Source organism: Vibrio sp. 10N.261.46.E11 (assembly GCF_041472735.1).
GTDB lineage: Bacteria > Pseudomonadota > Gammaproteobacteria > Enterobacterales > Vibrionaceae > Vibrio.
On record NZ_JBFRQW010000015.1, the window covers coordinates 1 to 20,688 of the forward strand.

Consider the following 20,688-nt stretch of genomic DNA (forward strand, 5'->3'; position numbering starts at 1 on the left):
TCACTCATGCGCTCACCCTGACTTGCAGGGTCTTCCGTTGGTTTCTCTAACAATGTGTTTGATAGTTCACCGTAATAGACAAACCGTTTATCGACATCTTTAAAAGCTTGTAATGAACTTGAGTCTCCATAATCTCGCTGTAAGCCATGTTCTATAGCCTCGTACCAAAGTGATTGAAGGGAATCTTTATCGGGCTTTTGAGCGCGACCATGAATGAATATTATTTTCTTAGCCATAGCAGGACGTCCTAAACACATAGTTAAAGTGATTGTCACTAGAAAGCACCCCTAGGTTCGGTCAGCCCTTACTAATAACAGTGATACTAAGTACGTATCTAGGAGTGGTTGATAGAGCATTTATATAACTATGAGGCCGTCGTTTAAGGACCATAAACGAGTGAACGAAGCGATCATTACTCGCAAATTGAGATGAATGTAGCTAGCAAAACCTCCAACGAACAAAAAGGCCTCACACACGCGAGGCCTTAGTTTTATCTATCAACGATTACATTCATCCTTTAACAACTACAGCGCCCTACTTCACTGATTTCACCGCTTTCATCAACGTTGTGTTGAACTGCTGTGGTTGCTCTAGCATTGGGAAGTGGCCTGAGTCTTCAATGTAGTAAATGCTGTAATCTTTGATGTGTTTCTTGTTCGCTTCTGAATCCGTTGCCATAGGCGAGCGTTAACCAATATCACTGGCACATTCACGTTCTCATACACGCGGTGGGCTTCGCCTGTTACGTATTGACCTAGATAATGGCGGAACTGGTTTATCGCGATTGCTGGCGGTGCTGATGCCATGTCTTGCGTTACCCAATAAAGTAAATCTGCGTTTACGTCTTTTGGTAGCGAGTCTTTCACGAACATAGTAATGCCGGCTTGGAAGTCTGCTTCAAACGGTTTGGTCATTGCATCTAGGTCGCTTTGTGAAACCGCTAGTTCGACGTTTTGTGATGTATCGACACCAATAATCCCCTTCACTCTTTTCGGCATCAGTTTAGCGGCTTCTGCAATAACACCACCTGCCATGGAATGACCGACTAAGATGACGGATTCAAGTTGTTCTTTCTCGATGACGGCTTTGATGTCTTCAGCGAACGCAACCATGGTGTACTCTTCGCGATTAAACGATGAGTTACCGTGCCCTGCTAAGTCCATAGTGAACACTTGGTACTGCTCCGAAAACTCACTCACTTGGTTTTGCCACAGCCTACTGTCTAAGCTCCAACCGTGAATGAAGATCAGTGCTGTATCCCCACTCCCACTTTTGCCATACGCAATTTGCTCACCATCATGAGATATCGCGATACCGTACTTAACCGTTGAATCATGAGCCATGGCACTAATGCTACCAAGAACCATAAATACCAAGAGTGCGATGTTTAAAATTAAGCGTTTCATAGTGTATCTCTACTTACTTTGGAGGGAACACAGAAAGCGCCACTCTCAATCAATATAGACACTATAAACTGTGAAGCTTTAGGCGGGTCAAGGATACGACATTAAAAATGTGGGTAGTTATACCTTTAACACTGATAAAGCCCAAATCCACATTGGGCCTTAATTTTCAATGGTTAAATTTCCTTATAAGAAACGGCTTATCATATAAATAATATCACCTTCTCTTATTAGATAACCACATATTATTGTATTGGTTTATTAGCTTATTCACTTCTTTATTTATATCATCATGTTTTTGAGGGCTTCTCGATTTAGATAATTGCCTTTCAACAAACTTAGATGACAATTTAATTATAACCAAACCATATTTAGAGTATATTTCCCTAACCCACTTCAACTCTGTATCTTTTGATATATTGTTATTTGTATCACGGCTTACTATAAATGCTAATTTGTTACCTAAAGAGCAAGTTCTAACGGAAAGATCCATGTAATCTTTCTTCTCTAAAACACTCTTGTTATGAACATCGAATAATATTTCGTTGCAGTGATACTTTTCTAAGATTAACTTCCAAACACTGTTATTAGCAACATTGTTCGTCAGAATACTTGAAAAACCATTTCTATCAATCAACTTCATATTAACCAGATTTGATGCCCACAAAATCTTCATTGATTTCAATAACCATTGATTGAAATCACTTCTTTCGTCAACATTTTCAGGAATACTATTAAGTTCTGATATTAATGCGCCTATTTTTTGTTTCCTAAACTCTTTATCAGCAGAGCTTACTTCAATATCGTACTCATCGTGAATATCTTCAGCGTCACTCAGAGTCATGTCCATACTGTTTGATCCTAAAGCTAGTAAGTAACATGGATGAATTAACACTTTAGATTCATCGGAAAAGCTACGTTCCGGATCTTTTCCATCATGACAGAAAACATAAGAGGAAGACTTTTCATTATAAATACCTAGAAAACCGACGCTATACAACCTTTGTATAATTTGTTTGGGATTATCTGAAAGAATAATATCTTGGATTATTAACTTATCTGAAATATCCTTATCTTCTAACACCTGCTCTACTAACTGTGAAGCCTCATATATCGACATTTCAGCTGGAATATTTCTAAAGCATGAAGTGAAAATATCTAACGCTGGGAATACTGTTTCGTATTCTTTATGTAAATCTATCAATCTATTGTTAGATATTACATTTGCTGTAGCATCGATATCATCTAATATTATCTTGTCTCTATCTTGACTACCCGCTCGAAGAAATGCATCGTTTAGTAAAACAAGAATATCCCTTGGCCTATAGAGTGTTAACTTTAATGCAAGCCTAAAACCTTTTACAGTTCTTAGTTCATCCGAAGTATATGAGTTCCAAACTTTAGTGTTGTTTTCAGTGGTATTATTAAACGCTGACCTCAACCTATTACAAACAAGATTATATAAATTATACTCATCCCAATGTATTCTGAGAGTTTGACCTTCTATATTTCTCGTAAAGTCAGGATCATTCTTTGATATTGCTCGATAAATATTATCTCTTACAAATGCAAACGCAATTACTTTATCATCTAAACAATGCTTAATGTCTATGACAGATTGAATAAAACCGTCAACAATAGCAACACCTAAATCGTCTGGTGTATAACCTTCATCTAGTTTATCGGCAAACAAAACAAATTGAAAATTTCCTTTCTCAGTAGCTTCGAGTATTACCTCTTCTAATAACTCAAGGTCAAACGAATCAGATAAGTCAGCAATCCTTGATTCTGGAGATTTATTTGGATCATCAGAATTCAAAATGCTTAATAATTTTCTTCTGATTTTACTTGCTATATTTCTTTTCTTTGGCCCCCATTCTAACAAATGAGATTGAATGCTATTTATATCTAGGTGCGATTTCAGTTTATAGTGATTTGCTAAAGCAGTAATTACTTCCATATAAATAGCATATCTCCAAGCAAGCTTGCTTCCAGCTTTTACATGTAAATAATTATCTCCGAACAATTTTAATACATCTCTCAGACCTATTATTTGCTCTTCTACAGGAGTAATGATCAACGTTTCGGTTCGGGGCCTTTTTTGCCAGTGTTTAGACAACATATGTACGAGAGCACTTTTGCCTGTTCCTCGTCTACCGACAATAATACACCTGTCATATGACTCTAAGAGTGATTTATATTCTGTAGTTTGCCAAAATGACGTTTCTAACATATTAGTATCATGTTCGGCTCTAATGTCACCAAGTATATTACCTTTCATACGTTCTCTACTTAATAATTATAGGCCAATAACTTCAACTACTTGTTTACGCCCTTTATCTGTTATGACGAATGTTTCATCATTTAGACTATTGACATAACTATTCTCGGCAAGTTGATCTATATGGTATAAGCATAAGCTTTTATCAATAGACATATAGTCCACAATCATATTTGATTTAGTACCATTCGGAACAGAAAAAAGCAGTTTTAAAATTGTATTTTGTACTTCTTCTAATTGTTTCAAGCTATTGTCATTACCAGGTGAGCTAGAAATAGTTTTGCTTTGTTCGCTCAAAGATTTTTCGATTTCCAGTTTGATGGATCGTACTGGAGAACCAAGTGCAGCATCCATAGAACCTGTTTCACTTGCCCAAGAGGGATCATAATCTACGGTATTAAAACCTGTTAAATCACTTGGCATTCTAGGGGCACTTTCTCCACGAGGAACTAAGATGAAACAATTACTTCTACCGTAGCGGCCTATGAACATCCCTAGCTCTAGTAATACGTTATCTCGCGCAACATTAAACTGCTCTCCCCTACTTGATACTAGATCATCCGGAGTCATGACAAACAAACCATATTGGTATTTTTCTAAGGCGCTTTCTAATTGCTCTAGCGGATACCCATTAGCTTTGAATGTTCCCTGAGTCCAAATCTCAGCTCTGACACAACTATGCTCAAGCTGTGATTTGACTGACTCCGCAATTTTTAGTCCCTCAACCGAAGACCCAATAAATAGCTTTGTTACATTATCCATTATTAACGACTCATATAATATGCATGTAATATCAATGCCATAGATATTACTACAACAAAATACTTATTCTATTACTTAGTCGTTTGAATTTGATCTAACAACGCTTTCTTTGAGCATGTTCCATGATTGGTAACTTTAAATGATGTTTGATTTAATAAACTGCACATGATTTCGAATAAAAAAAAGGCCTCGCAATGCGAGGCCTTTGGTTTTTCTATCTATCAGAAGAGATTAGTCGCGAAGTGCTGCGCCGAATTTCTCTGAGATTGAAGCTACGATAGCATCTACTGAACCAGCGATGTCTGCATCTTCAAGTGTGCGCTCTACAGACTGTAGGCTAAGTGCGATCGCTAGGCTCTTCTTACCTTCTTCAACGCCTTGACCAACGTATACGTCGAACAGTTTAGCGCCTGTTAGGAATTCGCCACCAGCAGCGATACACGCTTCTACGATGTCGCCAGAAGCAACTGCTTCGTCAACAACTACTGCGATATCACGACGATTTGCAGGGAACTTAGATACGGCTACTGCTTCTGGAAGCACGCGAGTGTTGATAGCTGCCCATTCGATTTCGAATACGATAGTACGGCCGTTAAGACCAAACTTACGCTCTAGTTCTGGGTGAACAGTACCAATGATACCCACTTCTTTGCCGTCTACTACGATAGCCGCAGTTTGACCTGGGTGAAGTGCTGGGTGCTTCGCTGCTTTGAAGCTGTATGCGATTTCGTTTGCAGAAAGCTCAAGAACGGCTTCTAGGTCACCTTTAAGATCGAAGAAATCTACAGTGTTAGTTGCAATGTCCCAGTGCTCTTCGCCACGAGTACCAGAGATAACGCCCGCAAGCATCATTTCTTGGCGCATGCCGTTTTCAGCCGTTGCTTCAGGGATGAAACGTAGGCCTGATTCGAATAGACGAACGCGAGACTGTTGACGCTTCTGGTTGTGAACAACTGTGTTTAGAAGACCTTGGATTAGGCCAAGACGCATTGCTGACATGTCCGCAGAGATTGGGAATGGCAGGATTAGCGGCTCAACACCAGGTACAACAAGTTTTTGCTGTTCTGGTTCTACGAAGCTGTATGTGATTGCTTCGTGGTAGCCACGGTCTACAAGAAGGTCACGAACGCGCTTAAGCGGTTGGTTAGCTTCTTTATGGTCATTCATTTTAAGTGCCGCTTTAGGCGCTTGGTTTGGAATGTTATCGTAACCGTAGATACGACCTACTTCTTCAATTAGGTCTTGCTCGATTGCGATATCAAAACGCCAAGATGGAGACGTTGCCGTCCAGCCAGCGTCAGTGCTTTCAACTTCACAACCTAGGCGAGTAAGAATTTCCACTACGTCTGTAGATGGGATTTCGTGACCTAGTAGGCTGTCTAGTTTAGCGCGACGTAGAGCAACTACGTTTGCTTTAGGAAGATCAGCTTCAGATTCGCTGCCGTTTACTGGCGCAACTTCACCGCCGCAGATTTCAACTAGAAGCTGTGTTGCACGCTCCATTGCTGCTGCTTGTAGTGTTGAATCAACACCACGTTCGAAACGTAGAGAAGAATCAGTGTGAAGGCCGTAAGCACGTGCGCGACCACGGATGTGATCCGGTGCGAAGAATGCCGCTTCAAGAAGTACGTCTGTTGTTTCAGTAGTCACACCTGAATCTTGACCACCAAAGATACCAGCGATTGCTAGTGCTTTGTTGTGGTCAGCGATAACAAGCGTGTTGCTGTTTAGTTCAGCTTCGTTGCCATCTAGAAGTGTTAGCTTTTCGCCCTGCTCTGCTAGACGAACCACGATACCGCCTTCGATCTTAGCTAGATCAAATGCGTGCATTGGTTGGCCTTGCTCTAGCATCACGTAGTTTGTGATGTCTACAACTGGGTCGATTGAACGGATGCCACAACGGCGCAGTTTTTCTTGCATCCAGATTGGAGATTCCGCTTTCACGTTTACGTTCTTAACCACACGGCCAAGGTAACGTGGACAAGCATCAGTTGCTTTGATTTCAACAGATACTGTGTCTTCAATGCTTGTTGCAACAGCTTCAACTGTTGGCTCTGTAACGTCTGCGCGGTTTAGTACGCCAACTTCACGAGCAAGGCCACGGATGCTGAAGCAATCTGCGCGGTTTGCTGTTAGGTCTACGTCGATAGTTACGTCGTTTAGCTCAAGAAGCTCACGTACGTCCATACCTAGCGTTGTGCCTTCAGGCAGCTCAAGGATGCCGTCAGACTCTACGTCGATACCTAGCTCAGAGAAAGAACAAAGCATGCCGTGCGATGGAACGCCACGTAGTTTTGCTTTCTTGATTTTGAAGTCACCAGGAAGTACTGCACCAACTGTTGCTACTGCTACAGTTAGGCCAAGACGACAGTTAGATGCACCACAAACGATGTCTAAAAGCTCTTCTTCGCCGATATCAATTTTTGTAACTTGTAGTTTGTCTGCGTCTGGGTGCTGACCGCACTCAACCACTTTACCTACTTTAACGCCGGTGAAAACACCCGCAACAGGTTCTACATCGTCAACTTCCAAACCAGCCATAGTGATTTGGTGAGCTAGCTCTTCGCTGTTAATTGCAGGTTTAACCCACTCGCGTAGCCAAGATTCACTGAATTTCATAGTTTTGACTGCCCCGGATTACTTGAATTGTTTAAGGAAACGAAGGTCGTTCTCGAAGAACGCACGAAGGTCATTTACGCCGTAACGAAGCATCGTTAGACGCTCTACACCCATACCGAATGCAAAACCAGAGTATTTCTCAGGGTCGATGCCAACAGAGCGAAGTACGTTAGGGTGAACCATGCCACAACCTAGAACTTCTAGCCATTTGCCATCTTTACGTTTCACGTCAACTTCAGCTGAAGGTTCTGTGAACGGGAAGAATGAAGGACGGAAACGCACTTCAACTTCTTCTTCAAAGAAGTTACAAAGGAAATCGTTAAGAATGCCTTTAAGTTGTGCGAAGTTTACGTTCTCATCAACTAACATACCTTCCACTTGGTGGAACATTGGCGTGTGAGTTTGATCGTAGTCGTTACGGTAAACACGACCCGGAGCAATGAAGCGGAATGGCGGTTTGCCGTTTTCCATCGTACGGATTTGAACACCAGAAGTGTGCGTACGTAGCATTAGATCAGGGTTAAAGAAGAAAGTATCGTGATCAGTACGAGCTGGGTGATCGTCTGCGATGTTTAGTGCATCAAAGTTGTGGAATGCATCTTCGATCTCAGGGCCAGACTCAGTGCTAAAGCCAAGCTCACCAAAGAACTGTTCGATACGCTCAACTGTGCGAGTAACTGGGTGAAGACCACCGTTCTCAATGCGACGACCTGGTAGGCTCACATCGATAGTTTCTGCAGCTAGTTTCGCTTCAAGCTCTGCACGTTGAAGTGCGTCTTTGCGAGCTGCGATCGCTTGTTGAACAGCACCTTTCGCTTTGTTGATCTCTTGACCAGCAGTGCGACGCTCTTCAGGTGGAAGTTTACCTAGGCTTTGTAGTTGAAGGGTTAGTTCACCCTTCTTACCTAAATACTGAACTCGCACTTCATCAAGTGCGACTAACGAATCTGCTGTATCAATAGCAGTCGTTGCATTAGCAATGATCTCTTCTAGATGTTGCATCATTTCCTCATCTACCAGTTGGTAGTGTCCGTATCGGATGATTAGTTTTTTTAGATAGCTACACATAGTAATCAAACACGCATCCAATGCCAAATTGAATCGCTAAAAGAACAAGTTATTGCCTAAAAACACGGCAAATTTAACGCTAGGAATCAGAAATTCATTCAAATCAGCAAAATCAAACCGAAATTCATAAAAAGTCGTTAGCATAATCGTAATTTGCGCGAGCGAATCGTGACAAAAAGATAGAATGGCCAAAGTCCGTGACTAAATTTCACTCGAGCGTAAGCCTTTTGTTCTAAGTTGCTATAAATTCGGTAAGGGGTGACTTACAATAGTGCCAACGACTTACCTTTTTTGAGAACACGATATTGAGCGCCAAATATTCTTATTTAGCTTGGCAAGTGAATACTTCTAGCCCAGCAGAAAAGCTCGTTTTATTGATGCTTGCAGACGGTGCTGACGAATTCGGCTACACCAATGTGTGCCTACAGACAGCAGGTCAACTTTGTGCTCTCTCTACGTTTGGTTTAGCCGACTGTCTTAAGTGTTTAGTCGACCAAGGTTTTCTCGATAAGGTGAAAGTAGATTATCGAGATCAAAAAGAGATTCACGTTTTCAAAATGCTCATTGAGCAAGAGCAAGCTGCAGCGCACGTTGAGGTTCAACCGGCCAATAGTATTCCGGTCTACTCTACAGCACCTGCACCTGCACCTGCACCTGCACCTGCACCTAAGTTTCAGCCTGCTCCGGCGCCAATGCAACATGCCCCTCGCCCACAAGGCAGAGGCTCAATGAACAACAACACCGTTTCAACGCATGATTTGGATGAAGAGATCATTCCAACATGGGCGGAACGTGCGTTTAAATTCTCCGGCCTTGCTGGTGACCATAGTTTAGTATGGAAAAAATTTGTCCTCTGGTATAAAGCCAAAGCCAATGAACTAATGCCAATATCACGCATCGAATCCAAGTTGCAGTACTGGTTAGTTAACGAGAAGCAAAATGAAAGACAACAACAGCAGAAGACCTCTCAATATTCAGGAAATGCAGGACAAGCTCAAGGAAATGGGTATCGACAAAAGCTTAGCCCATCTGAACGCTTCAGGCAGCAGCTCATTCAAAAAGGCAAAAAGCCAACCTTCTGAGCCAGCTTCACCTGTTGCTCCTGACTCTACGGGCTCAGTAGTACCTGAAGTGATTCAAGCACAGAGCACTGAAGTCGCGACACCCAGTGCTGCAAGCACGGGTTCGTCTCAACAAGTGCCTGTTGTTGACCAAGATCCCGCAGAGTTGGAGCTGACGGATTGGTGTATCCATGTTTTCGGTTCTTTCTTGAGCGTCTACGAAACTCAATGGGAATACCAATACGGTAGTGAGCCAAGCGGAAAGTTTCTTGAGTTTGCGCACTCTGTAGACTCAGACGGCCTTAACCGCGTGCTAATGCATTGTCATGAGCGTATTCAACTAGGCAACAGTTGGCCTCCGCAAATGGGTGAGCTTTGGATTCTAAAGGATTCATTAACAGAAGAAGAGCTGCTTGATAGCCGCATTCGTGTGTTGTCTCGCACAGCCGTCAACAAGATTGAAAAATGGCTTATCCAAAACAAGTTGTACGACTTAAAGCGTACCGCTGAAAACAAGCTTGATGGCCTGTTTAAGAAGTACTATTTGGAAGCAAAACGTTTAGATGAGAAAGGCATGCTAGAAACAGAATTGCCGCAATTCCTTCTTGCCGCTAACTCAGTGAAGAACTTAAACGATCTGAAGCGCGAAGAGTACGAAAGCCAACACGGCAAAGCGATTAACCCAAGAATCCAGAAGATTCTAAACAGTAAAAAGTAGCCGTTCGCTTTACTGCTACGGTCTACGGTCTACGGTCTACGGTCAGAAAATACCGTAAAGATTACCCGGTCAATAGATACAAAAATGCCAGCTATCAAGCTGGCATTTTTTATGAGTTTTACTAACCCATCAAACAATTATCCGACCGCTATTTACGATCGCCTTACTGATTAATTACAGTAGGTGGATAGTTGCGTTTAGAGTGAAAACACCTGAGTTATCATCTTTCATGTTGAAGGTTTGGTAACTAGCGCCTACAGATAGTGGACCAAAAATAAAGTATTCTGCGCCTACACCGTACATGATATCAACTTCGTCTTGCTTGAAGCCGTTCGCTTTAAGCTCGTAAGAGTGAAGACCACCCTTCGCGTACACGTGAAGAGGACCAAAATCGATGCTTGGTTTGATTGCTAGGTAAGTCGTGCTTGCGTCTAGTTTAGTCAGTGTTTGGTTGCCGTATTTAACACTGTCGAAAGAACCTAGATCCCAGTACCCCGCTTCAACACCAATAAATGGGAGAATGCCCGTACCCACGTGGATACCCATTGCTGTCTCTTCTTTATTACCTAATGAGTTTTGACCACCCATTGCGCCGCCGTACAACCAAGAATCAGCCATCGCTGTTGAAGATGCACCTAGCAGTGCTAGAGCCAATAACGTTTTTTTCATATTCGACCTTTTTCGTCCTGTTGGCAGGCCTTGCGTGGTAATGAATTGCCACCAAGTCGCCCTGTATGTAATAACTATTCAATTAGTAATGCAATAAGCAAGATTTATACCCAAACCTTGCCATTGCGTCTAGCTTTATTCATTTAGCAAGCATCAATCGCGTTTTTAACACGCTTATCTGACACTGGGTAAGGTGTACCGAGTTGCTGTGCGAAGAAGCTTACACGAAGCTCTTCTATCATCCAACGCACCTCTTTTACATTTTCTGGAACCGCGATCCCTTTTGGAATTTTATTCAGCAGCTCTTTGTAATCATTCATTACAGAGTCCACTTTAATCATATGAAGGCGATCTTTGTTCGGGTCAATCGGCAGTTTTTCCATTCGGCGCTCTATCGCTTTCATATAGCGTAGAATATCCGGCAGACGTTTCCAGCCGCACTCTGTGGCAAACCCCTTAAAAATCAAACCTTCTATTTGAGCTTTAATGTCTGAAAGCGCAAATGCCATTGAAAGATCCACACGCCCTTTCAGCTTCTTACTGATGGCGAATGCCGTGGTTAAGATGGTTTCAACCTGTTGAGCAATCTCAACAACTGTGTCATCCAACTCTGCACGTACGTGTTCTTTTAGAGCTTCAAACTGCTCTGGCTCCCAAACTATGCCGCCCTTCTGCTCAATCAGCTTATCAATACCACAAGCAATACAGTCATCGATAAGATCGAGTACTTGTCCGTATGGGTTGAAGTATAAGCCTAACTTAGATTTGTTCGGCAAGTTAGAGTGCAGGTATTTGATCGGCGATGGCACGTTCAACAGGATTAAACGACGCTGACCCGATTTCATTGCCGAGATCTGCTCTTGTTCGGTTTCGAACAATTTGATCTCTACGCTGTCTTTAGAATCCACCAGCGCTGGGAAGGCTTTAACATCATAGCCACCGCGTTTCTGCTGGTAGACTTTTGGTAACTCACCAAAGCTCCACGTATGCAGGTTTTGCTGCTCAATGTCATCGTCTGCCACTTTAGAAAGTGTTTCTTGAACCTTGTCTTTCAGGCTCTCTTTCAACTCATGCAGGTCTTTTTGCTCTTTCAGTTTGCGCTTGCGATGATCCACAGCACGGAATGTTACCTTTAAGTGCTCTGGAATCTGGTCTAACTTCCAGTCATCACGTACTACTTCCACACCGGTCATGCGGCGTAGCTCTTTCTCAAGAGAATCCAACAGCGGCGCTTCAAGCGGCGTAACACGAGCCAAGAACGCATCGGCATAGTTTGGCGCAGGCACAAAGTTACGGCGTAGCGTTTTTGGTAACGACTTAATGAGGCTAATCACCAGTTCCTGACGTAAACCCGGGATCTGCCAATCAAAACCGTTCTGGTCTATTTGGTTCAAGATAGGCAGCGGAATGTGTACCGTTACACCATCGTTGTCATCGCCCGGCTCAAATTGGTAGCTCAGCTTCAGCTTGATACCGTTTTGGTGCCAGAAGTTCGGGTAATCCAAATCAGTAACGTGGCTAGCATCACCTCGGAACAGCATCGACTTTTCAAAGTTCAGCAGTTCCGGTGTTTTCTGGCTAGTCTTCTTCCACCATGTATCGAAGTGACGACCTGAAACCGCCTCTTCGCCAACACGTTGGTCGTAGAAATCGAACAGCTCATCATCGTCGATCAAGATGTCACGACGACGAGACTTATGCTCAAGCTCTTCCACTTCTTGTAGAAGCTTACGGTTCTGCTTGAAGAAGGCATGTTTAGTTTCCCACTCACCTTCAACAAGGGCGCTACGTACAAACAGCTCACGGCTGACGGTTGCGTCAATCGCACCATAGTTCACTAAACGTTTCGGGATGATTGGAATTCCGTAAAGCATCACTTTTTCGTGTGCCATTACCGCCGCTTGTTTCTTCGACCAATGAGGTTCGCTGTAGCTGCGTTTAATCAAGTGTTTCGCTAATGGTTCAATCCATTCAGGCTGAATTTTGGCGATAACACGGCCCCAAAGTTTTGAGGTTTCCACCAGCTCAGCAGACATGATCCACTTAGGCTGTTTCTTAAATAAGCCAGACGCAGGGAAGATATGGAAGCGAGCGTTACGTGCACCTTGATACTCATTCTTCTCTTGGTCTTTCATACCGATGTGCGAAAGCAGACCTGATAGCAGAGAGATGTGAATGCCATCGTAGCTGCCCGGGTCTGTATTCAGCTTGGTATCTAATTCACGCATTGCTTGGTGAATTTGGAAGTACACATCTTGCCATTCACGGATACGTAAATAGTTCAGGTAATCTTGCTTACACTGCTTGCGGAACTGGTTACTCGACAGCGCTTTTTGTTGCTGCTTAACGTAATCCCAAAGGTTCACAAACGTGATGAAATCAGATTCTTTATCGAAGAAGCGCTTATGCTTATCATCAGATGATTGTTGCTTGTCTGATGGACGCTCACGCGGATCTTGAATCGACAACGCAGACGCAATCACCATCACTTCGTGTAGGCATCGGTTACGTGGCGCTTCAATCACCATACGCGCTAAACGTGGATCGATAGGCAGTTTTGCTAGCTTACGGCCAATCGCGGTGAGCTTCTTCTTGTCATCGCCTTGGTTCTTGTTTTTGTTCGCAGCCGGTTCCGCTGTTGCGATCGCACCAAGCTCTTCAAGCAGCCTTACACCATCTTGAATGTTGCGCTTATCGGGCGCTTCAACAAATGGGAACGCTTGAATGTCGCCGAGGCCTAGCGCTGTCATCTGAAGGATAACCGATGCTAGGTTAGTACGAAGGATCTCTGGGTCAGTAAACTCTGGGCGTGATTCGAAATCTTCCTCTGAGTACAAGCGAATACAAATACCTTCCGCAACACGACCACAACGTCCTTTACGCTGGTTAGCACTCGCTTGAGATACTGGCTCAATCGGTAGGCGCTGTACCTTGGTACGATAACTGTATCGGCTAATACGCGCCGTACCCGGGTCGATAACATACTTGATGCCCGGAACGGTTAACGAGGTTTCTGCTACGTTGGTTGCCAGCACGATGCGTCGACCAGTATGAGACTGGAAGATTCGGTTCTGCTCACCTGCCGATAGGCGCGCGTAAAGCGGTACGATTTCAGTATCACGAAGGTTGCGTTTACTCAATGCATCTGCGGTATCACGAATCTCTCGTTCACCGTTCATGAAGATCAAGATATCGCCAAGCCCCTCATCACACAGCTCGTCAACCGCTTCAAAGATGCCTTCAATTTGGTCGTGATCTGAATCACTTTCATCACCACCTAATGGGCGGTAACGCGTGTCTACTGGGTAAGTACGGCCAGACACTTCAATGATTGGCGCATTGTTGAAGTGCTTAGAGAAACGCTCTGGATCGATGGTTGCCGACGTGATGATCACTTTCAGATCAGGACGCTTTGGTAGCAACTCTTTCAGGTAACCCATGATGAAATCGATGTTCAGGCTACGTTCGTGCGCTTCATCGATGATGATGGTGTCGTACTGGTTTAAAAAACGGTCGTGTTGAATTTCCGCCAGTAGAATACCGTCGGTCATCAATTTGATTTGTGTGTTGTCAGAAATCTGGTCGTTGAATCGAACCTTATAACCAACGAACTCACCCAACTGCGTTTCCATCTCTTCCGCAATACGGTTGGCAACCGAACGCGCCGCAAGACGACGAGGCTGAGTGTGACCAATTAGGCCAAAGCGACCACGGCCAAGCTCAGAACAGATTTTTGGTAGCTGAGTGGTTTTACCCGAACCCGTTTCACCTGCCACGATAACCACTTGGTTTTCAGCAATGGCTTTCGCGATGTCGTCGCGTTTTTGGCTAACAGGGAGAATTTCTGGGTATTCAATCGTTGGTTTTTGCGCAGCACGCTGAGTTGCCGTCATCATTGACTTAGCAATGTCTAACGCAATCTCATCAAAGACAGCGTGCTTAGCTTGTTCGTTCTTAATTTTACTCGCACCAGCAATTCGCTTACTCAAACGGAAGCGATCGCGCATCATGCACTCATTTAAGGCCTTACGAAGAGAGGCTGGGCTATTTTGAGATGCGCTAGTCTTGGGAGCTTGCTGCTTTGATTTTTGGTTTTGTTTTGGGTTTTGATTAGCTTGATTAGCTTGATTAGCAGAGGAGTCAGATGTCGCGTTTGAATTCGCGTCATGGTTCTGCTTATTCGCAGTATGCTTATTTTGGTCTGCTTTTTCCGGAGACGAAGTCACAGCGTGTCCTATTCTTGTACTTATTAAACTCGCGCGATTGTACCACAAGTGAGCCAGAGTATAGAATGGAAAGCCGCTTCGACGAGTTGTTTAAATTATCGAAGCTCAGGCCCTAGTTGGTATACATACTTGCACTCACATCACAACCTCTTACAAACAAAAAGAGATTGATATGAGCCAATCTCTTTTCCTATATTTTAACAACTTACGTCAAACGAGCTATTTAGTTTAGATAAGTTATTGTAGCTTGACCAAATGCCTTACAAAAAGTGAACCGTCACTGAGTTCATTGTTAAACTACTTCCACCAACAAACACATCCACTTCTCCCTTTTCAAACATAAAGTATGCTTGGCTACCGTAGAACTTCAGATCCTCAGCATCAATCTCAAGCCTAACCGTTTTGCTCTCATGCCCTTCGAAATGACACTTGGCAAACGCCTTAAGCTCTCGTTGAGGGCGAGTCGTCGAAGATACCTTACGTGAGATATAGCATTGAATGATTTCTTGCCCTGCCCTTTCAGATACATTCTCTACCTCAACTTCAACAATCAGGTTCTCATTCTCAGCAATTTCAGATGTCACAGCCGTCAACTTACCATATTCAAACTGAGAGTAACTCAAGCCAAAACCGAATGGGTAAAGCGGTGTATCTTGCTCATTTTTGTATGGCATGTACTCTTGATAAGCTCTCATTTTGCCAATCGGCTTGCGGCCGTAATACATCGGTATTTGACCCGTCGTTCTTGGCACCGTCATGGTCAACTTACCACTCGGATTGCTGTGACCAAACAGTAAGTTACCGACTGCGCTTCCTGTCTCTGTACCGCTTTGCCATGCATAAACCAACGAATGGGCGTATTGCTCAACCTTAGGAGACGGTACAGGTCTACCAGTACACTGCACCACAATCAGAGGTTTACCCGTTTTACCAATTGCCTCAATCAACTCTTCTTGACCCGGTGGCAACACAAGCTCGGCGATGTTGCGCGCTTCTCCAGTTCGACGATGGCTTTCACCAACGCACAGCACCACTACATCACTACGATGAGCACATTCCATCATGTCATCACTAAATACGCTTGAATCAGTAATCACATTATTCTCTGGCCCTGCTGCTTGGATGCCATCAGCGATCGTAGCAACGTCATCGGCATTGCCATCAAGACACCAAGAACCAAGGTGTGGTCTTTGTGAATGAGCATGAGGACCGATGACTGCAATGGTTAAGCCTTGTGAGTTTAACGGTAGCAGATCACGATCATTTTTAAGCAGTACCATGCTCTCTTCAGCAAGAGCTAGCGCTTTACACTTATGTTCCTCTAGACCCAGCACGCTTTTATGCAGTTCAGGGTCGATGTACGGCCGTTCAAAAAGACCTGCACGGAACTTGGTAAGCAGTACACGATAAACAGCTTCTTCTAGGTACTCTTGCAAGCTTGGGTTACTTTTTACCAGCTCTTCAAGGGTGTCTTCATATGCCTCGTGAGTCATCGCCATATCAACGCCCGCAGATAGCGCTTTTAGCGCCGCATCAGATGGGTCTTTCGCAACTTGGAAATATTCAAGATCCGAAATAGAGCCCCAATCACTGACGACCATGCCATCAAACTTCTGCTCGCCTTTGAGCCAGTCTCGAATTAATGGGCGAGATCCGGTTACCGGTGTACCACCAAGGTCGTTAAATCCAGACATCATTGTTGCAACGCCTGCCTCGACTGCTGCGGTAAACGGCGGCAAATGCACATTGTGTAAGGTGTTATCGCTCAATTCCGTGGTGTCGTAGTCGCGACCACCCTCTGACGCTCCGTAACCAACAAAGTGTTTGGCGCACGCCACCAGCTTATTGGGTTGTGAAGGGTCGTCACCTTGGAAACCTTTCACTACTGATTTAGCAAACTGACTGGTTAAGTACGGATCTTCACCTGAACTCTCAATCACTCTGCCCCAACGAGGGTCTCGAACAATGTCGAGCATCGGCGCAAAAGTCCAGTTAATGCCTAGCGATGCCGCTTCTGCAGCAATGCACTCATAAGCTTCTTCAACCAACTTGGGGTTCCAAGAACATGCCTGAGCCAGAGGAATTGGTAGCACCGTCTTTTGGCCGTAAATCACATCACGAGCGAATATTATGGGAATACCAAGGCGGCTTTTTTCCATCGCCACCTTTTGGATCTCATTGAGCTGATGCGGATCAACCGATTCACCCAGAGCATTGCCTGCCCACGCTGTGTCAGCAAGGATGCGCGAGCCATACGCACCCTGCTCCACTTTCATCAAATACTCTTGCTTATTGTCGTCGTAGTCCAACATTGGAGATTGGCAAAGCTGACCCACTTTTTCGGCAAGTGTCATATGAGACAATAAGTTTTCCGCTCTGCCTTCGTAAGTTGCGAAGCTGTCTTTGTACAAGGCCATCAATTAAATCTCTTTCATTTTGTAACGTGGGAAGGCTTCCGCTAAGAACTCTGTCATCTCTTGATATAACGCGTCCTCACCCGACTGTTTTGCAAGATATCGCAGTTGATCGGCAGCACTCGGCACATAACGAGAGTCAAGCTGCACGTAGATTTCAATAAAGGCCATTAACTGCTCTTCGTTTAATTGCTCAATGATCAATACAGGCTTTTCCAATGACTGATAGTAAGCGTCTGGTTTAGGACCAAGCGTTGCGCTTCGCCAAGTTTCAATCACCTGCTGGTAGCCACCTAAATACTCATCTTCAATTCTGAGTTCGAGTTTGTTCATCCCTTTTAACGCTGTTACCAGCTCACCTTTTTTGTATTGCTGCTCTGCGTATGCAAAGTAGTTTTCCGATAGTGAGTAAGCTCTCAGCCAGGCGGAGCCATATGCGATAAAGATAACCGAGGCCAACGCTAACAATTTATATCCTGTCGATACTTTCATTACTTAACCCCTACGCCAGTAAATGCCTTGATGAAGTTCTTCTGTAGGCAGAAAAAGACAATCACAACAGGTACTGCAATCATGGTAGTCATCGCCCACAATTGTTCTAAGTTGGTACCCGGTACTTCGGTTTTAAAGTTATAGAGTGCGAGTTGAAGTGTCATGAGTGATTCGTCGCGCACATAAAGCAGTGGCCCCATAAAGTCGTTCCATGCACCCATGAAGGTTAGAATTCCGACTGTCGCCAATGCAGGTCGCATCATAGGTAAAATGATCTTAAAGAAGATACGTAGTTCACTAGCGCCATCAATTCGTGCTGCTTCCAAGTACGCGTTGTCAATCTGCTTCATAAATTGCACCATCAAGAAGATGTTGTATGCACTTATGGCACCCGGAATGATCAGCACACGGTAGGTGTTAATCCAGTTCCACTCATACATCATCATATAGGTTGGGATAGTGAACAAAATCGCCGGAATCATCATCGAGCCAAGAATTACTTTCAGCCAAAACTCTCGACCAGGTAGGTTGGTTTTCACAATCGAGTACGCGACCATAGACGAGAACAGTGTGTTCAATACCGTTACTGTTACTGAGATAAAGATGGTGTTGAAGAACACTCTTCCTAAGTTGACCGAATCAAATACCTTGATGTAACCCGCGAACGACCACTCTTTCGGCAAGCTGTTTGGGCTGTGCATGATCTCTGGCCCGGTCTTAAATGAGTTGATCACCATGTAAAAAAATGGATACAACACAATAAGAGCGGCAATCAAAAGTGTGCCATAAATCAGTAGGTTTTTTTTCTTATCAGCATTCATGATTAATCTTCCTTACTGGTGATTTTTAACTGCATCATCGTCAGCAGGTAAATTACGCAAGCGAGCATTAAGCCAATGGTTGAAGCTTCACCCATCTTCATCTGCTCAAAACCGGTTTGGTAGAGGTAAAGTACAGGGGTGAGTGCCGATTGATAAGGCCCGCCGTTTAGGTCGAAGTTCATGAACACTTCGATAAACATCTGCAAGCCGTTGATAATGTTCATTGTCATCACAAACACGATCTGCGGCATGATCATCGGCAAAGTGATTTTCTTGGTCTTACGCCACCACGATGCACCATCAATATCAGCGGCTTCAAACAAAGATTTGTCTATACTTGCGATGCCACCGAGGAAAATGATCATCTGAACACCAAACCACTTCCAGGCGCTGAATACCGCAATGATCGGCATTGGTAACCACTCTTCAAATTTCCAGAACACAGGCTCTGAAAGAAGGCTGGCACCAACCATGGTGTTTTGAATAGGGCCCGAAGGACTCGACACGAAATCAAAAATAATCATCGCAACAGTAATCGAGGTCACCACAGGTATAAACATGATTGTCCTAAACATACTCGACAAGAATTTGATCTCGTTAAGTAATAAGGCTAAACCCAGTCCAATCACAAAGCTCAATGAGACAAAGATGACTTGATTAAACACCACATTGAACAACGACTTCCAGAACAAGAAGTCCGTCACCACTGTAATCCAGTTGGTTAAACCGATGAACTTAGTGTTCTCTGGCATCAAGATGTTTACGCTTAGAAAGCTACTCTCGAACGACAAGAAAAACGGGTAAATCAAAAAGACCGCAAAGTACACAATCCATGGTGCAAGGAACAGGTAGCCGGTTATGAGGTTATCTTTTTTCATAGTTTCACTTAGACCTATCACACTATTCGTTAATGAGTTTTTCAGCTTGCTTCGCCGCCGCTTCAACCGCTTTCTCGGCAGAAACATCCTGCTTCACTACCGCCTTTGAGTACTGCTCTAGAATGACTCCAGCCATGTCTGATGACAGCGCGAAAGGTTCGTTCAGTTTGGCGTTTGGCAGTTGTTCAACAAAAGGTTTCGCTTCAGGCGTGTTGTAGTAAGGTCTGTCTTTTAGAGAAATCAATGTAGGAAGTTGACCCAACGCCTTATTGGCTTTGTGGTTGACCTCGTCTTCCATCATCATCTCCAAAAATGCCCAAGATAATCGCTCTTTCTCTACGCTGTCTTTGAAGATCATTAAAGCTCGACCGTCTAAGGTTGAATACGACGTGCCACCTTTGTTGAGTGTTGGGATCTTAGCTAGACCTACATCTTGTCCGACAACCATCGGCTTACCCGCAGCTTCCGTTAGATTGGCTTTCCAACCAAAGCCAAACTGGGGCCACATGCCTATGGTGCGTGAGAAAAAGTTCTTCTCCATTGTTAGAGGTGCGAACTGTTGCGCTTTAGCCATAGTTTCCAAGAACAGGGCTAAATTAGCTTCTTCTCTATCAAAAGTAGGATTGGTGCCAAAACGATTAAGCAGGCCGTATTGGCCATCGTTGAAGTTGTAGTACATCTGAGCCAACATGCTCCAATACCAACTTCCCCACGATAGCGCTTCGTTCCAAAAAACCGTGCCATACACGGGACTGCCGTCTGCTCGTGGAGGTAGTTGGCTAATTTTTTCAGCCGCGTGTAAGAATTCATTCCATGTTTGAGGTGGATTCTCTGGGTCTAAGCCCGCTTCGATGAACAACTCTTTGTTGTAGAGCATCAATGTCGTTGTTGCATTCCAAGGGATGTAGTAGTTTCTACCGTAGTTTTTTTGCATAAAAACTGGGTCAATCCTATCAACCATTTCATTGAACCCATCAAACTGCTCCAAATAAGCTAGCTTGCCCATCTTTGCGTATTTCGCAGGTTGATAGCCAAAGACTCCAGCATAGAGATTCGGCACATCACCTGCTGCCATACGAGTCTCTAAATTTTCATCATTTGAAACAACAACATCTACGTTTGGGTATCTTTTTTTGAACTCAGGAACTAACTCAGAACGGACAAAGTCCATGTAATTACCTACTGGGGTCATGACTTCGATACGGGTATTATCTGCGAGTGTGATCTGCGAACTTAATGCGAGCACACATCCAATCAACCACTTTTTCATAACTAT

General features: G+C 43.9%; 13 protein-coding genes and 2 pseudogenes. 2 read left to right on the top strand and 13 right to left on the bottom strand.

All coding sequences use genetic code 11. The features are described from left to right. The 6 genes and pseudogenes from AB4407_RS04805 to pheS form a co-directional block, all read right to left on the bottom strand. Nucleotides 1-236 (bottom strand): annotated as a pseudogene (locus AB4407_RS04805) (hypothetical protein); the annotation flags it as partial. A gap of 298 nt (nucleotides 237-534) precedes the next feature. Then, nucleotides 535-1,406: pseudogene (locus tag AB4407_RS04810) on the bottom strand (alpha/beta fold hydrolase). A gap of 214 nt (nucleotides 1,407-1,620) precedes the next feature. Beyond that, nucleotides 1,621-3,684 (bottom strand): P-loop ATPase, Sll1717 family, encoded by a 2,064-nt coding sequence (locus AB4407_RS04815; RefSeq protein WP_123297105.1) that lies wholly within the window; start codon nucleotides 3,682-3,684, stop codon nucleotides 1,621-1,623. An 18-nt stretch (nucleotides 3,685-3,702) separates the two neighbouring features. Further along, on the bottom strand, nucleotides 3,703-4,446 hold the full coding sequence (locus AB4407_RS04820) for a TIR domain-containing protein (protein ID WP_123297107.1): 744 nt from the start codon (nucleotides 4,444-4,446) through the stop codon (nucleotides 3,703-3,705). A 231-nt stretch (nucleotides 4,447-4,677) separates the two neighbouring features. Next, nucleotides 4,678-7,065 (bottom strand): phenylalanine--tRNA ligase subunit beta, encoded by a 2,388-nt coding sequence (pheT, locus tag AB4407_RS04825; RefSeq protein WP_372119179.1) that lies wholly within the window; start codon nucleotides 7,063-7,065, stop codon nucleotides 4,678-4,680. An 18-nt stretch (nucleotides 7,066-7,083) separates the two neighbouring features. After that, entirely contained in the window at nucleotides 7,084-8,067 is a 984-nt protein-coding gene (gene pheS, locus AB4407_RS04830) for a phenylalanine--tRNA ligase subunit alpha (protein ID WP_372119278.1), read from the bottom strand. A gap of 371 nt (nucleotides 8,068-8,438) precedes the next feature. On the opposite strand from pheS, the gene AB4407_RS04835 reads away from it, so the two are divergent. Next, entirely contained in the window at nucleotides 8,439-9,215 is a 777-nt protein-coding gene (locus AB4407_RS04835; RefSeq protein ID WP_372119182.1) for a hypothetical protein, read from the top strand. Further along, complete coding sequence (locus AB4407_RS04840) at nucleotides 9,136-9,912, top strand: hypothetical protein (RefSeq protein ID WP_372119281.1); 777 nt, start codon at nucleotides 9,136-9,138, stop codon at nucleotides 9,910-9,912. The genes AB4407_RS04835 and AB4407_RS04840 overlap by 80 nt, the downstream gene beginning before the upstream one ends. Nucleotides 9,913-10,086: 174 nt before the next feature. On the opposite strand, the gene AB4407_RS04845 is transcribed toward AB4407_RS04840, so the two are convergent. From AB4407_RS04845 to AB4407_RS04875, 7 genes are all read right to left on the bottom strand, one after another. Beyond that, nucleotides 10,087-10,581, bottom strand: a complete 495-nt coding sequence (locus AB4407_RS04845) for an outer membrane beta-barrel protein (protein ID WP_139684847.1) — start codon at nucleotides 10,579-10,581, stop codon at nucleotides 10,087-10,089. A 143-nt stretch (nucleotides 10,582-10,724) separates the two neighbouring features. After that, the gene (gene hrpA / locus AB4407_RS04850; protein WP_372119185.1) at nucleotides 10,725-14,807 is read right to left on the bottom strand and encodes an ATP-dependent RNA helicase HrpA; all 4,083 of its coding nucleotides are present in this window, start codon (nucleotides 14,805-14,807) and stop codon (nucleotides 10,725-10,727) included. A gap of 260 nt (nucleotides 14,808-15,067) precedes the next feature. Continuing rightward, complete coding sequence (locus tag AB4407_RS04855) at nucleotides 15,068-17,224, bottom strand: glycoside hydrolase family 3 N-terminal domain-containing protein (protein WP_372119188.1); 2,157 nt, start codon at nucleotides 17,222-17,224, stop codon at nucleotides 15,068-15,070. A 3-nt stretch (nucleotides 17,225-17,227) separates the two neighbouring features. After that, nucleotides 17,228-17,713 (bottom strand): hypothetical protein, encoded by a 486-nt coding sequence (locus AB4407_RS04860; protein WP_372119190.1) that lies wholly within the window; start codon nucleotides 17,711-17,713, stop codon nucleotides 17,228-17,230. Then, a complete protein-coding gene (locus AB4407_RS04865) occupies nucleotides 17,713-18,534 on the bottom strand; it encodes a carbohydrate ABC transporter permease (protein ID WP_372119193.1) in 822 nt (273 codons plus the stop codon). Before AB4407_RS04865 ends, AB4407_RS04860 begins: the two co-directional genes overlap by 1 nt. Nucleotides 18,535-18,536: 2 nt before the next feature. Further along, nucleotides 18,537-19,412: a carbohydrate ABC transporter permease gene (locus AB4407_RS04870; protein WP_017077891.1), complete on the bottom strand. Its 876-nt coding sequence runs from the start codon at nucleotides 19,410-19,412 to the stop codon at nucleotides 18,537-18,539. A gap of 22 nt (nucleotides 19,413-19,434) precedes the next feature. Beyond that, entirely contained in the window at nucleotides 19,435-20,682 is a 1,248-nt protein-coding gene (locus tag AB4407_RS04875) for an extracellular solute-binding protein (RefSeq protein WP_372119197.1), read from the bottom strand. Between the last annotated feature and the right edge of the window lie 6 nt (nucleotides 20,683-20,688).